Source organism: Nannocystis bainbridge (assembly GCF_028368995.1).
Lineage (GTDB): Bacteria > Myxococcota_A > Polyangia > Nannocystales > Nannocystaceae > Nannocystis > Nannocystis bainbridge.
On sequence record NZ_JAQNDL010000003.1, the window covers coordinates 1834768 to 1847382 of the forward strand.

Genomic DNA, 12615 nt, shown 5'->3' on the forward strand with positions numbered 1-12615 from the left:
GCCTGGCGCCGCATCTCTCCTTGAATCCGGGCCGAAGTGCGGCCACCGACAGCCGCTTCCAGATCGAGGCTCCGAGGACCTCGATAACAATCAGGGCACTAAACATTGTTATGGGCCGCAGATGGCGAGCATCCCGAGAGATGGAACGAACGCCGCCCGGATGGTTGCGCCCACAAACCCCCTCGGGTGATACTGCGCGAGGATGACCCGCGCATGTCACAACCTTTGAGCGTCGTCGAGCTCGAGAACCTCCTCGGCCCGCACCTGCACATGGCCCAAGCGGGCCTCGCTCCGCCGCTGCTGCTCACTGATCGGTACGAGGTCCAGAAGATCGTGGGCAAGGGCGCGCGCGGCCTCGTCTGCAAAGGCCGCGACGTCCGGCTCGACCGCGACGTCGCCGTCAAGCTGTACCCTGCCGACCCGGCTCTCATCCGCGAAGTCGAGGCCGAAGCCAAGGCGCTGGCTCGCCTGCGCCACCCCAACATCATCGGCGTGTACGACGCCGGTCAGGCCGAGTTCCTGCTCGGAGAGCACTCCGTGTCCTGCCTGCTGCTCGCCATGGAGTTCGTCGAGGGCGCCAACGCACGCGTGTGGCTGCAGCGTGCGGAGCGGCGCCCGCGAGAGATTGTCGCCCTGTTCCTCGCCGCCGGTGACGGCCTCGCCGCCGCCCATGCGGCCGCCACCGTGCACCGCGACATCAAGCCCGAGAACATCATGGTCGACGCCCACGGTGTCCCGCGCGTCGTCGATTTCGGCCTCGCCCGGGCAGCATCCGCCAGCCCTAGCGCGCCTGCCGGCCCCGGCCATACCCAATTCGGAACGATTACGGGCACCCTCGAGTACATGGCTCCCGAGGCCCGTAGCGGCCTCGCCGACGAGAATAGCGATCAGTTCTCGTTCGCCGTCGCTCTGTGGGAGGCCCTGACCGGTCGCCTCCCCTACGATCCCCACCGCGGCGAATGGCGCCTCGCCGACAGCCCCGACTTCCACGGCGCCGAGCTGCTGCCCCGCCGGCTGGCGGCCCCGTTGCGCCGCGCCCTCAGCCACAGCGCCGGCAAGCGGCACCGCGACCTCGCCGCTCTGCTCGACGCCCTCCGACGGGCCCAGGCCCGCCGCATCACCTGGCTGGTGTGGAGCGCCGCCGCGACGGTCGCCGTGCTCGTAGTGATCTGGCAGGCGAGCCCCGCGAGCGCCGACCCCGAGCCCGCACGTCCGCCCACCACCACCGTTGCCAGCATCGACCCGCCCGCTCCTGTCCCCACCTCCGCCCCGGTCCCCGCCGTCGCGCGCGAGGCCTTCCTCGCCTACCTCGCCACCATCCGCGCCTATAACCGCCACGACGCGGACGCCTACTTCTCCGGTTTCCTCTCGCCGATGGACTGCTTCTACAGCGTCGCCGGAGCCTACGTCCGCGCTCGTCGTAAGAAGCTCGCCGGCTACATCGAGGTCAGCGAGTCCGACCTCGAGCTCATCTCGACCGACGGCGCCGGCACCGTGACCTTCTGCGAGCGCGGCCAGTTCGACTACGAGAGCGGCCGCGGCCGGGTCCGCCACGGCAAGGCGATCGTGATGCGCAAGGTCGACGGTGCCTGGAAGATCGCGGTCGAAACCACCCGCAAGCACACCGAGTGCTTCGTGTCCCCGTGCGCTCCGCGCGACGGCTGAAACCCTCGCGGACAGCGTTCATTCGGCTTTTTTTGCGATCCGTGAGCCGTTCGCCGCCGGTTTTCCCACTATGGCGGACAGGAAGGCAAGCGAAGCCGATGACCACCACCTCGACCATGACTCTGCACGCCCGCGTCGCCCGCGACCATTGGGCCCGGCTCAAGAGCTACTTCCGTAGCAAGGTCCCCGAGCCCGACTGCTACGACCTCGTCCAGCAGACCCTCGCCGAGCTCGTGAATTGCGACCTCGCGGCCGTCCGGAACATGAAAGCGTACGTCATGCGCGTGGCCCACAACGTGCTCATCGCTTACATCAACGAGCACAAGGCCAAGATGGTCGCTTTCGACAGCGATGTGCACAGCGTGATGAGCCCGCAGACCTCATTCAGCGCCCGCCTCGACAAGCGCAACCGCATCCTCAACGCCCTGCGCTCGCTCCCCCTCGCCCAGCAGGAGGCCGTCGAGCTGCGCCTGTGCGTGGGCCTCGAGCTGACCGAGATCGCCGAGGTGATGGAGCGCGGCCTCGCCACCGTCAAGCGCTACATCGAGGCTGGCACCGAGGAGCTGCGCACGTCGCTGCGTGGCATCGTGCCCGGTGACCCCGCCGACGCCGTCGCTGACGCCTACCGCGCCAGCTAGTCAGCCTGGGCCGCACGTGCGCGGCCCCCCTCCATAGCAACAACCACCATCACATCGCTCCGTCCGACGCTCCTGTCGGACGAGCGCTGGCACAGCCATGAAAAGGAGCCGCCCCGCCATGCCCATCGAGGGACCGATCAGCGTCAACTATCACCTGTACAAACCATGCAACTACCACTGTCAGTTCTGCTTCGCGACTTTCACCGACATCGAGGGCTCTCTGGATATCGCGGCGCAGCACCGTCTGCTGCGTCGTCTGCGTGAAGCCGGGTGCGAGAAGATCAACTTCGCCGGCGGCGAGCCGACCCTCTACCGCGGCCTCGGCGAGCTCCTGCACGCCGCCCGCGACCTCGGCTTCGTCACCGCCATCATCACAAATGGCGCCCGCCTCGCCGCATTATTGGACTCTCACAGCGACGACATCGACTGGGTCGGCCTCTCGATCGACTCCGCCGTCGAGGGGGTCCAGGCCAGCCTCGGCCGCGGCCGCGGCGACCACGTGGCCACCAGCCGCCGGCTCGCCCTCGCCGTCCACGACGCCGGCATCAAGCTCAAGCTCAACACCGTCGTCACCGCGCGCACCTGGCAGGAGGATATGCGCCCGCTGATCCGCGACCTCCGGCCGCATCGCTGGAAGGTGTTCCAGGTCCTGCCCGTCGGCGGCCAGAACGACAACAAGGTCGATTCTCTTCTGATCTCTCCCGCCCAGTTCGCCAGCTTCGTCGCGCGCCATACCGACCTGCCCGCGCGGCTCGCTCCCGTCGTCGAGGACAACGCGGCCATGACCGGCAGCTACGCGATGATCGACCCGCTCGGCCGCTTCTTCAGCAACGTCGCCGGCCACCACACCTACAGCCGCCCAATCCTCGACGTCGGCGTAGCGACCGCCCTCCAGGAGTCACGTTTCATGCCACATCGCCTCATCCGTCGCGGGGGGGTATACTCATGGTAAGCGCGACCCGAAACCCGCTCTACCTGTGCCTTTGCGGCCTGTCCGGTGCCGGCAAGGATACCGTCGGCGACCACCTCGAGCGCGCCCACGGCTTTCACCGCGTCGCCATCGCCGATCCGCTCAAGCGCCACGTCCAACAGCTGTTCGACCTCAGCGAGGATCAGTTGTGGGGCGAGCAGCGCAACACCCCGCACGCCCGCCTCGGCCGGACCCCGCGTGAGCTCTACCAGCTGTTCGGCGACATGTGCCGCGGCCTCGACCCCGAGATCTGGATCCGGCTGTGGTGCGACGCCGTGCGCACCGCCCTCGCCGGCGGTCACAGCGTCATCTGTACCGACCTGCGCACGCTGCCCGAGCTGCAGGCCGCGCGGGCCCGGGGCGCCCGCGTCTGGCGGGTCCTCCGGCCCGGCGCCGGCGCACCCGGCCGCGCCGGCGAGCACCCCACCGAACGCGCCCTCGCCGAGCTCGCCGACGACCAGTTCGACCGCTGCATCCGCAACGACGGCGACCTCGGTCACCTCCACCGTACCATCGCGTCGGCCCTCGCCGCCGAGGAGCTCACGTGACCCGCCTTGCCGACACGGACCCCATCTCGCTCGCCAGCCTACCGCACCGCGGCATGGTGCAGCGAGCCCGCGATATCCTGCACCGAATCGCAGCGGGCGAGCCCTACGTCCGCTTCCATGGCAAGCGCCTACGCCACGACCGGACCCGCATCAGCGTCCCGCTCGGCCGGCACTACCGGCTTATCTTCCTCGACGACGGCGCCCGCCTGCGTCCGATCGCCTGCATGTCTCACTCCGCCTACAACGGCACGAAACCCGGCGCCCGCCGCCACTCCTGATCGCTAGCGACTCGATGCCGGACCGCCTGCTCCTCGTCAAGCAAGGATATCCCGGCGGGCCGCCGACATCGATCCCGCACGAGCTGAAATGGGCATACTGGTGCACCGCGTCCTCAGGCGCCAGGTTGATCGGCCGCTTGTTGAGCACGCAGCCGTCGTTCGTCGAGGCCATGCCTGCTTTCATCCCTGGATCGGCACATTCAATATAGCGTTTGATGGACCTTCCCGATTCGCAGGGACGGCCCGTGGAATAATGTGCCAGCTCAATCGCCGAGTGCGCCCAGCGAACACCGGCGCACTCATCGTCCGCGCTCGGGAGCGTACCCGCTCGTGTCATCGCAGGGCCGACGGGGGTTCCGATCGGCGGCGAACACATACATGGCACGACGGCAGAGCCGCGTCGGGTTCTCTTGACATACAGTCGCGTCTGGTGGACAAGTGACTCCGATGATCGGAGGGCCGACGTTGCTATGATGCGGGCGCTGGACGCACCTGCCTCATGGCGTGGGAGGCTCTGCCGAATATGAGTTCGGGGATTCGTCGCCAGGCGCCCCCGCAGCGAGAGCTCGCAGTCACGCCCGCGCAAGGGAGGACCAGGTGCTGAGTCACGAGAAGATGTTCCAGGCCTCCGCGGGGCTTCTGGCCGCCGTGGACACGAACGGCCACTTCCGCGCCCTGAACCCGACATGGGAGCGGATCCTCGGCTGGTCCCTCGACGAGCTGAAGAGCAGGCCGTTCATCGAGTTCGTCCATCCGAGCGACCGCGAGATCACCCTCGCCGAGGTGGCCCGCCTCCTCCAGGGCGACACGGTCGAGCGGTTCGACAACCGCTACCTGTGCAAGGACGGCTCGTACAGGTGGCTCGCCTGGACCGCGCGGGTGGACACCGGCGACGAGCCGTCGGAGCAGCTCATTTATGCGTCGGCGATCGACGTGACGAGCGACCGCGAGCGGCCGTCGCAGCTCGATCCCACGCTGCAGGACGCCAAGGTCTACGAGAAGCTGTTCCGGGTCTCGGTGGGCCTCCTCGTCACCCTGAACTCGAACGGGTACTTCCTCCACGCCAACCCGGCGTGGGGCCGGCTCCTCGGCTGGAGCCCCGACGAGATGACCGCCAAGCCGTTCATCGAGTTCGTCCACCCCGACGACCGCGAGGCGACCGCCGCCGAGGCCGCAGCCCTGTTCGAGGGCAAGATGACGATTCGCTTCGACAACCGCTATCAGTGCAAGGACGGCACATACAAGTGGCTCGCCTGGACCGCCTACCTGGATCCGAACGAGGACGAAGCGACCCGGCTCGTCTACGGCACGGCCCATGACGTCACCCCGTACAAGGAGCTGCTCGGCGAGTTCGAGCGCACGCTCGCACGGCTCCGCGACACGATGGAGGCGATGTCGACGCCGTTCATCCCGATCACCGAGCGGATCGTGGTCATGCCGCTCGTGGGCCAGATGGACACCGACCGAATCCACCAGGTGATGACCGTCGCGCTCGAAGGCGTCCAGTCGACCCACGCTCAGGTGGTCATCCTCGATGTGACGGGCCTGCGCGACCTCGACACCCTCGTCGCGCGCGCGCTGCTCGACACCGCCAAGGCGCTGCAACTGCTCGGTACAAAGACGATCCTTACCGGAATCCGACCCTCCCTGGCGCAGACGCTCGTCGGTCTCGGGCTCGACCTGGGTAGCATCATTACCAAGGGGACCCTCCAGAGCGCGATCGCGTCGGCGCTGAAGAATGAAGTGAGCTCGGGCAAGCCCAAGCCCTTCTGATCGCGTCGTTCGTGCGCGACAAGCACAGAAGTCACCTCAGGAGCACCTCATCAATTCCTGGATACGGGTGCTCGTGAAACACGCACCGCTTGCCCCGATCGTCGAGGGTGGTGACGCCAGCCACCTCGCCACGAGAATCATCAGACCACGAGCACGAGGTCGATCGTCGCCCCGGCAGCTCCATTGCGATCCACGCTTTGGAGCCGCCGGGGAGACGCGCTCCCGAGCACTCGTGCGTGCCCGGAAGCGCCGATCTAACTGCTCCTACTGCTCGAAGCAGTGAAGTTTATCTAGAATTATTAGTTCATTTCAACGATTTAGCGGAGAGCGATATTGCGCCTCCACTAGCTCTCAAGCGCCTTAAGCGCACGCGAGGTAGCGCCGCGGCGGTCGATGTACCGGCTCGCGGTCCCGAGGTCCTTGTGCCGGAGGTGGGTGGCGACGGCCGCTACGCCGCCACCACCATCGGCGATCCGGGTGCCGCAGGTCTTGCGGAGGACACGGGTGCCGCGCCAGGGCAGACCGGCCAGCTTCACCAGGGCCATCATCCACGCATTCATGTTGTGCTCCTTGAAATGACTCCCCTTGTTGTCGAAGACGAAGGGGCCCGTCCGCGGGTGCGTCTCGAGAGCTTGGGCCAGGCGCTTCGTGATGCCGATGTTGTCCTCAGTCCTGCCCTTCGGGGCATCGAGCTTGCCCCGGACGACATTGTGGCGGATGACCATCTCAGCGCGCCATTCGGGAATGGCGAAAGCTCGGATTATTCGTCGGGATCAAGACGACGAAGAAGGGCGGAAGCGGCGGGGTTCGAATCTTGTGGGCGGCCTCGGCAGCGGACAGGGTGGCTGAGATCGTGAAACTCAAGGGCGAGGGCTGGGGTAACGATGCGCTGCGCGAGAAATTCGAGGTAGAGGCGCAGGCATAGCAGAACCGCTAACCGCCATCGGGGCTGGAACGTGGCGGATGGAAGATAGAAGAGAGCAGGGCAAGTGTGATCGCTATCCACCGACAAACTCAAGCAGGGCTTGGCCAGCATCGAGGCCGACGGTGATCGCGAGCGCAAGGCCCTCTTGCAGCGGACGGGTCATGCCTCCCTTTTCGCCCGTCGGGGAGCCTCTTCGGATCGTCCGGCCGAATTCACCAGCAGCCGCGACTTCGGAAGGCACTCATCGAGAGCGCCCAGCTTGTGGATACGCCGGCAGGACCGATGGTGACGATAAAACCAGAGGCGGACACGATCCGGCGTGTTGTGGAGTTTACTGCCCGTGCGATCTACTTCCACGAGCAGGCACGCAAGAAGCGCTGGCCTGGTAGATGCGTGGTCTCCTGCCCTCGTTTCATACTCGACGATCTTTCACCCGCGCCAGAAGCGGAGTACACCGCGAGAATCATGGGCGCTCTCAGTGAGCTCCAGCGGAGAAATCATCCAGGCTACGAATGGCGTGGCCCGCATCTGGAGATCTTCGCCTATCAACTGCACGACATCGACGAGCACGTAGCGATGAGAATGATCTTCTATGGTGCGTTCGAGTTCTTAGCCGTGTCCAAGCCAGAGGGAAGAGGTTGAGAAATCCGCCGCGGCGAGACGGCACCGTGGGGAAGTGGAGGTGAAGCGTATGGTTAGGGGAAGGTGGACGGGACATGCCCCCTTACACTCCTGCGCCGACTCGGACCCGGCTCGTCAGGGTCATGTGGAACTTCTCGGCGAGCGCCGTGATCGGTCCCCGGACTGACCGTTTTGGAGACGGCTCGGAAGCGACCCAAGCACCCCGTGAAGAAGGCCGCGTAGCAGTACCTATGCGAGCTTTGGGGACTCCCGTAGCGAGTGGCGTGGTCGCCATCGTGGCGACCACGCACGGCGCGCTCGGGGCGGGGCGATCACGCATTTCGCCGGCTCGTTCGCCAAGAACCCCGGTCCGTCTGACAGAAAGCCCGGCTCGTCGGTTCGTGCTCACGCGCGAGTTGCCAGGCACCAGATTTGGCAACGGAGATCCCGATGAGCACCGAGAACAGCGAACAAGTCCTGGACTATCCCCTTCGCGCCCATGGCCCGCTGGAGCCGCCCGAGGAGTGGGCCAAGCTGCGCCAGAGTTGCCCCATCGCGCACGTGCGCCTGCCCAGCGGGGACAGCGCGGTGCTGCTCACCCGCTACGGCGACGTGCGGCAGATGATGTCCGACCCGCGCTTCACGCGGCAGCTCGGCGGCAAGGAGGGCGCGGCCCGGATCACCGAGGAGGGGGGCGGCGTGTTCGACAGCGAGTTCGAGGGCGGGGAGCCCACGTCGCTGTCCGACCTGCTGGCCGCGCTCGGCTTCCCCTTGCCGGTGTGGGTGATCTGCGAGCTGCTCGCAGGGCGGGCCCTGCCGCACCATGTCGTCGACGAGCTGCTCGGCCATCGCCTCGATTTGCGGCTGCATCGCGGAGACCCGCCGGGCCGTGAACGACTTGGCGAGCAGCCGGCGGCACCGCTCATGCCCCTCTCAGCGCGCTCAGCGACCTGTCGGTGGAGCCGCTGGGGCTGGCGCTCGACGGACAGATCTCCGAGTTCGGGCCCGCGAACTTCGACGTCACCGCGCCGCTGGTGCTCTGCGACGACGGCGCCGGCCCGCTCCCCAACGACTGCTGCGAGGCGCCGATCGACGACCTGGAGGGCAAGATCATCCTCGTCGACCGGGGCGCGTGCGTCTTCGAGATTCAGGCCAATCGCCCCTTCGGCAAGGGCGCGGTCGGGGTGCTGATCGCCGACGTCGTCGCGGCCGACGAGCCGATCGTGCCGCTCGACGACCTCACGGCCCTGAACCCGAACATCCCGAATCTCGGCCTCACCCTCGCCGACGGCGACGCGCTCAAGGCCGCCCTCGCGGGTCCCGAGCTCACCGTGCACATGGCGGCGAAGGCGGGCCCAACCCGTGACGCGGCCTTCGATTCCCAGATGATCGCGCACGAGTTCAGTCACTATATTAACAACCGCCTCGGCGACGCGGGCGGTCCGAGCTACCTCGTGATGGGCGAGGGGTGGGGCGACTTCAACGCCATGCTGATGAGCATCCGCGAGGGCGACGACCTCCACGGCACCCTCAACTACGCGGCGTGGGGCTCGATCGACCCGGTCCAGTTCTGGAACGGGCGCCAGTACGTCTATTCGACCGACTTCGCCGTCAACCCGCTGACGTTCCGCCACATCGGCGACGACGTGCAGCTGCCCGCGGGCCCGCTGTTCAGCCCGAACGGCCTGGCCAACAGCCAGCAGCACAACGCGGGCCAGGTGGGGGGGGAGATGCTATGGGACAGCTATGTCGCGCTGCAGGAGCTCCACACCGACGACCTCGGGTTCGAGGCCGTGCGGTGCGACGAGGACGGCATCCTCGACGACGAGGAGACCGGTCGCGTCGCGTTCGAGGTCTACAACAGCGGCGCCGTGAAGATCGCCGCCGGAGCGACGGTCGAGATCGTCGATCCGCCGCCGGGCCTGGTGTTCCCCGACGGCCCCGTCGTCACCCTGCCCGAGCTCGCGCCGCAGCAGACGAGCGCGCATACGATCACCGTCACGCTGGACCCCAGCATCACCGAGCCGACGCGGGCGGCGCTGCGCGTGCGACTGACCACCCGGCGGGTGCGAGGGGCCGAGCCGGCGGTGTGGGCGCGCGAGCCCGCTCTATCCCGACGGGGACCCGCGCGCCGCCGCCCTGCTGGCCGCGGCCGCCGAACACGCGCCGCGCAGCCCGCGGGTCCGCGCGATCCAGGCGATCGTCGACGCCATGCGCGACGCCGGCCGCGAGCACCCGAACTTCGACGTCGGCCTGGTCGCCCTCGGCGCCGCGCTCGGCCTGCCCCCGCGCACCACCGTCGCCATCTTCGCCGTCGGCCGCGCCGCCGGCTGGCTGGCCCACGCCTTCGAGCAACGCGCCGCCGGCTTCCTCCTGCGCCCGCGCGCCCGCTACGTCGGGCCCTGATTTACAACATGCCCAAAAGGTAATGTTTATATAAACATGTTCTAAAACGCATGTCCTTCGCGACATGCTGGCGCTCGGGTGCAAGACGCGGCCCCCCGGACGATGACGCTGGCCCGACCCTGCCGAGATCGAAGCAAGCCTGCTCGCGCGCGAGAGGCGGCAGTACAGCTCCCCGGTGAGACGACGACGACGTGGCGGTCCGTATCGCCTCGATGCGCGCCGCTCGAAAGCTCACTTCGCCGCGCGCGGGCCCGGTTGTGCCCGCGAGGCCGTCGCGGCTACGCTCGGGCCCCGAGGAGCCGACGCAGGGCATCGAGTGCAACGCCGACCTCTGCGTCTGCCTCCTGGACGACGTCGACGTCGGCCAGTGCCCGTCGGACGGCGTGTGCATGGACGGCGGCGCCATCTTCGACAAGATGGCGAGCTGCTGCGACTTCGGCTGAGGCCGCGCGCGCGTCCCGTCACGCGCGGCGCTTCTGCTCGCCGAGTCGGGCGATGCAGTGCTGCAGCGCGTCGCGCAGCCGACCGTGGACGGTCACGTACGACAGGTCGACGCCGAGGGACACCATCGTCTGCGCGATCATCGGATGAATGCCGGTGACGACCCCCTCGGCGCCGAGCAGACCGATCGCGCGGATCATCGCAATCAAATGGCTGGCCGTGCCGGTGTCGACGACCTCGACGCCGGTGAGGTCGAGGATGGCGAAGCGGACCCGCAGGCGGCCGACCGCCTGCAGCAGGCTGTCCATGATCTCGGCGGTGCGCACGCTGTCGACGAGGCCGAGGATCGGCACGGTGATGATGCCGTCCCAGACCTCGATGATCGGGGTCGAGAGCTCGCGGATCACCTCCTGCTGCTTCTCGATCAGGTCGAGCTTGGCCTGCAGCTCGGCCTCGCGGCCGCGCGCCTCCGTCATGTCGAGCGAGACGGCGACCAGCGCGGCCTCGCCCGGACCGGCGTCCGCGACCGGGATGTACCAGTTCCTCCACGGCACCCCGAGCACCTCGACCTCCTCGCCGAGGCACGCCTCGCCCGCGAGCGCGCGCCGCACCCGGCCGTGGCCCGGGTGATCGCCGAACGCCTCGAAGATGCTCAGACCGACGAATTGCTGCGAGCGGAGCCCGGCCGCGCGCATGCCCTTGCCGTCCTGAAACAGATAGACCCCGTCCCGATCGAGCGCCCACACTGCGGTCTCGAGGTTCTCGATGATCACGCCGAGCATCTTCTCGGCCAGCGCCGCGCGGCGATGGGCGGCGACCCGCTCGCTGACGTCGTGGCCGTGGATCGTCGCGCCGGTCGCCTCGGCGTCGCCCGACAATTGCCACCACGCCTCGAACTGCAGCGCTCGTTCGCCGCGAGCCACCGCCAGCACCTGCGGCGTCTCGTTGTCCGCGACCAGCAGGCCGGACCAGCTGCCGGCGACCAGCGGCACGACCTCGCCGAGGTCCCGCCCCAGCACGTCCGCCTCCGTGGCCCCGAACACCTGCTCGGCGCGACGGCTCCAGCCGGTCACCCGCAGGACATCGTCCACTTCGATCACCACGTGCGGGGCGCGCTTGCTTCGTGCATCCATCGCCCCGTTTCTTATCATGCGCAGGAAACCCCGCGGCGACCGACAGGACCCCGTTTAAACGGTGTCCCGGATTTCCCGCACACACCGCCTCGCGGTCGTGGCACCCCGCCGCCCCCGGCCCCACATCGGCGGTGAAGTCTGTGTCGCCGTGCAACGCTCGGCTCGCCGATGCAGACAGCTCGCCTTCGCCCGCCCGTGGCGCCTGGCGAAAAGGACATGTCCACAACCACCGTAGATTCATGACATGTCCCTTCGGCCATCCTCACCCCGGCCGGAGACCTGCGCGAAGATGTCCTGATCGCCCCACGGTCAGCGCGGCAATTCCTCGCCGCAGCGCCGCAGCAGCGCGTCCGCCGGTGGCGTGCGAGTTTGTGGCTCGGCATCAGACGTTCCGGATCAAGGTGCTTGTGGACAAGGAACCGCCAGAGGGCGAGCGAGCTCCATCCTCGGCCGCTTGATCAAGTTCTTCCAGACACTCGTTGAGCTTCTCGGGGATGTCGGTGGCGGGGGGCGTGCTCCCCGCGGTCGTCGAGGACGTCTTGGTCGACGACACACCCGCGGGAGCTTCCTGGACGTGGGTACTGCTGTGCTTCCCGGCGTCGTTGTGGTCAGAGCTGCCGTGCCTCCACGGCTCGGCAGAACAGGAATCTGGCCGAGCGGGGGTGCAACGAGGGCAGGCTGGTTCGTCAGATGGCGCAGGAGCGGCCCCCAATCCCGGGGCAACCTATAGTGTGTGAACGGCTTGAGGATTGCGGGGACTGTGGACCGGCCTGACGTCTGGCAGCTCGTTGTCGACCTGCGCAACGCGGGGATCGACGCCCGGTCCGATCACAACGTCCCTGCGCCGCATGAGGGCTGGCCCCGGTGAATGGCATTCTCGCGCTCAATGGCGCGCAGAGCGGATCTAAACCACACGCACCGTATTGGCGATGTCGTCCGCGTACTGATTCCAGACCCTCGGTCGGACCTTGGACACCTGGTCGCTGTCGCGCAGACCTGGAGCGTCTCCACCAGCTCTCCAAGACACAGGTCGAAGCCCGCGAGTCCTGGGGACTCGCGGGCTCTCAAGTGTCAGCAGGATTTCTGTGCCAGGACGCGGGCTTGGGGCGAAAGGCGAGCGCGATCAGGTGGTTGGCAAAGTCCGTGTCCTACTGCTCGAAGCACTAATCAGCGGACTTTCTCAACCCTTTGATCGCACTCGCAATTTCGCCAAAGCC

11 protein-coding genes and 1 pseudogene are annotated in these 12615 nt (G+C 67.6%); 10 read left to right on the plus strand and 2 right to left on the minus strand.

The features are described 5' to 3' along the window. The first annotated feature begins 213 nt into the window (after positions 1-213). From POL25_RS32500 to POL25_RS32525, 6 genes are all read left to right on the plus strand, one after another. A complete protein-coding gene (locus POL25_RS32500) occupies positions 214-1665 on the plus strand; it encodes a serine/threonine-protein kinase (RefSeq protein WP_272090179.1) in 1452 nt (483 codons plus the stop codon). Positions 1666-1763: 98 nt separating this feature from the next. Continuing rightward, complete coding sequence (locus POL25_RS32505) at positions 1764-2303, plus strand: RNA polymerase sigma factor (RefSeq protein ID WP_272090180.1); 540 nt, start codon at positions 1764-1766, stop codon at positions 2301-2303. Between the two features lie 118 nt (positions 2304-2421). Then, positions 2422-3255, plus strand: coding sequence for a viperin family antiviral radical SAM protein (locus POL25_RS32510; RefSeq protein ID WP_272090181.1), 834 nt, complete (start codon positions 2422-2424; stop codon positions 3253-3255). Next, on the plus strand, positions 3249-3821 hold the full coding sequence (locus POL25_RS32515) for a deoxynucleotide monophosphate kinase family protein (RefSeq protein WP_272090182.1): 573 nt from the start codon (positions 3249-3251) through the stop codon (positions 3819-3821). The genes POL25_RS32510 and POL25_RS32515 overlap by 7 nt, the downstream gene beginning before the upstream one ends. Further along, positions 3818-4099 carry a ParE family toxin-like protein gene (locus tag POL25_RS32520; protein ID WP_272090183.1) on the plus strand — a complete coding sequence of 94 codons (282 nt, stop codon included), beginning with the start codon at positions 3818-3820 and terminating at the stop codon, positions 4097-4099. The genes POL25_RS32515 and POL25_RS32520 overlap by 4 nt, the downstream gene beginning before the upstream one ends. A gap of 597 nt (positions 4100-4696) precedes the next feature. Further along, on the plus strand, positions 4697-5872 hold the full coding sequence (locus POL25_RS32525; RefSeq protein WP_272090184.1) for a PAS domain S-box protein: 1176 nt from the start codon (positions 4697-4699) through the stop codon (positions 5870-5872). A 344-nt stretch (positions 5873-6216) separates the two neighbouring features. Here POL25_RS32525 and POL25_RS32530 read toward each other — a convergent pair whose 3' ends face one another. Then, positions 6217-6597, minus strand: a complete 381-nt coding sequence (locus tag POL25_RS32530; RefSeq protein ID WP_272090185.1) for a tyrosine-type recombinase/integrase — start codon at positions 6595-6597, stop codon at positions 6217-6219. A 461-nt stretch (positions 6598-7058) separates the two neighbouring features. Here POL25_RS32530 and POL25_RS32535 point away from each other — a divergent pair, with 461 nt between their 5' ends. The 4 genes and pseudogenes from POL25_RS32535 (at position 7059) to POL25_RS32555 (ending at position 10267) form a co-directional block, all read left to right on the plus strand. Continuing rightward, complete coding sequence (locus POL25_RS32535) at positions 7059-7439, plus strand: hypothetical protein (RefSeq protein ID WP_272090186.1); 381 nt, start codon at positions 7059-7061, stop codon at positions 7437-7439. 429 nt (positions 7440-7868) lie between these two features. Beyond that, positions 7869-8130 (plus strand): annotated as a pseudogene (locus tag POL25_RS45045) (cytochrome P450); the annotation flags it as partial. Between the two features lie 244 nt (positions 8131-8374). Continuing rightward, the gene (locus POL25_RS45165; RefSeq protein WP_308477907.1) at positions 8375-9847 is read left to right on the plus strand and encodes a M36 family metallopeptidase; all 1473 of its coding nucleotides are present in this window, start codon (positions 8375-8377) and stop codon (positions 9845-9847) included. Positions 9848-10081: 234 nt separating this feature from the next. Continuing rightward, the gene (locus tag POL25_RS32555) at positions 10082-10267 is read left to right on the plus strand and encodes a hypothetical protein (RefSeq protein WP_272090188.1); all 186 of its coding nucleotides are present in this window, start codon (positions 10082-10084) and stop codon (positions 10265-10267) included. A gap of 18 nt (positions 10268-10285) precedes the next feature. Here POL25_RS32555 and POL25_RS32560 read toward each other — a convergent pair whose 3' ends face one another. After that, entirely contained in the window at positions 10286-11398 is a 1113-nt protein-coding gene (locus POL25_RS32560) for an STAS domain-containing protein (protein ID WP_272090189.1), read from the minus strand. Positions 11399-12615: the final 1217 nt, after the last annotated feature.

Excerpts from the sequence above, each read along its gene's own strand:
- POL25_RS32510 (WP_272090181.1), top strand. The coding sequence starts at position 2,422 with ATGCCCATCGAGGGACCGATCAGCGTCAACTATCACCTGTACAAACCA.
- POL25_RS32500 (WP_272090179.1), top strand. The coding sequence starts at position 214 with ATGTCACAACCTTTGAGCGTCGTCGAGCTCGAGAACCTCCTCGGCCCG.
- POL25_RS32530 (WP_272090185.1), bottom strand. The coding sequence starts at position 6,597 with ATGGTCATCCGCCACAATGTCGTCCGGGGCAAGCTCGATGCCCCGAAG.
- POL25_RS32560 (WP_272090189.1), bottom strand. The coding sequence starts at position 11,398 with ATGGATGCACGAAGCAAGCGCGCCCCGCACGTGGTGATCGAAGTGGAC.
- POL25_RS32505 (WP_272090180.1), top strand. The coding sequence starts at position 1,764 with ATGACCACCACCTCGACCATGACTCTGCACGCCCGCGTCGCCCGCGAC.
- POL25_RS32515 (WP_272090182.1), top strand. The coding sequence starts at position 3,249 with ATGGTAAGCGCGACCCGAAACCCGCTCTACCTGTGCCTTTGCGGCCTG.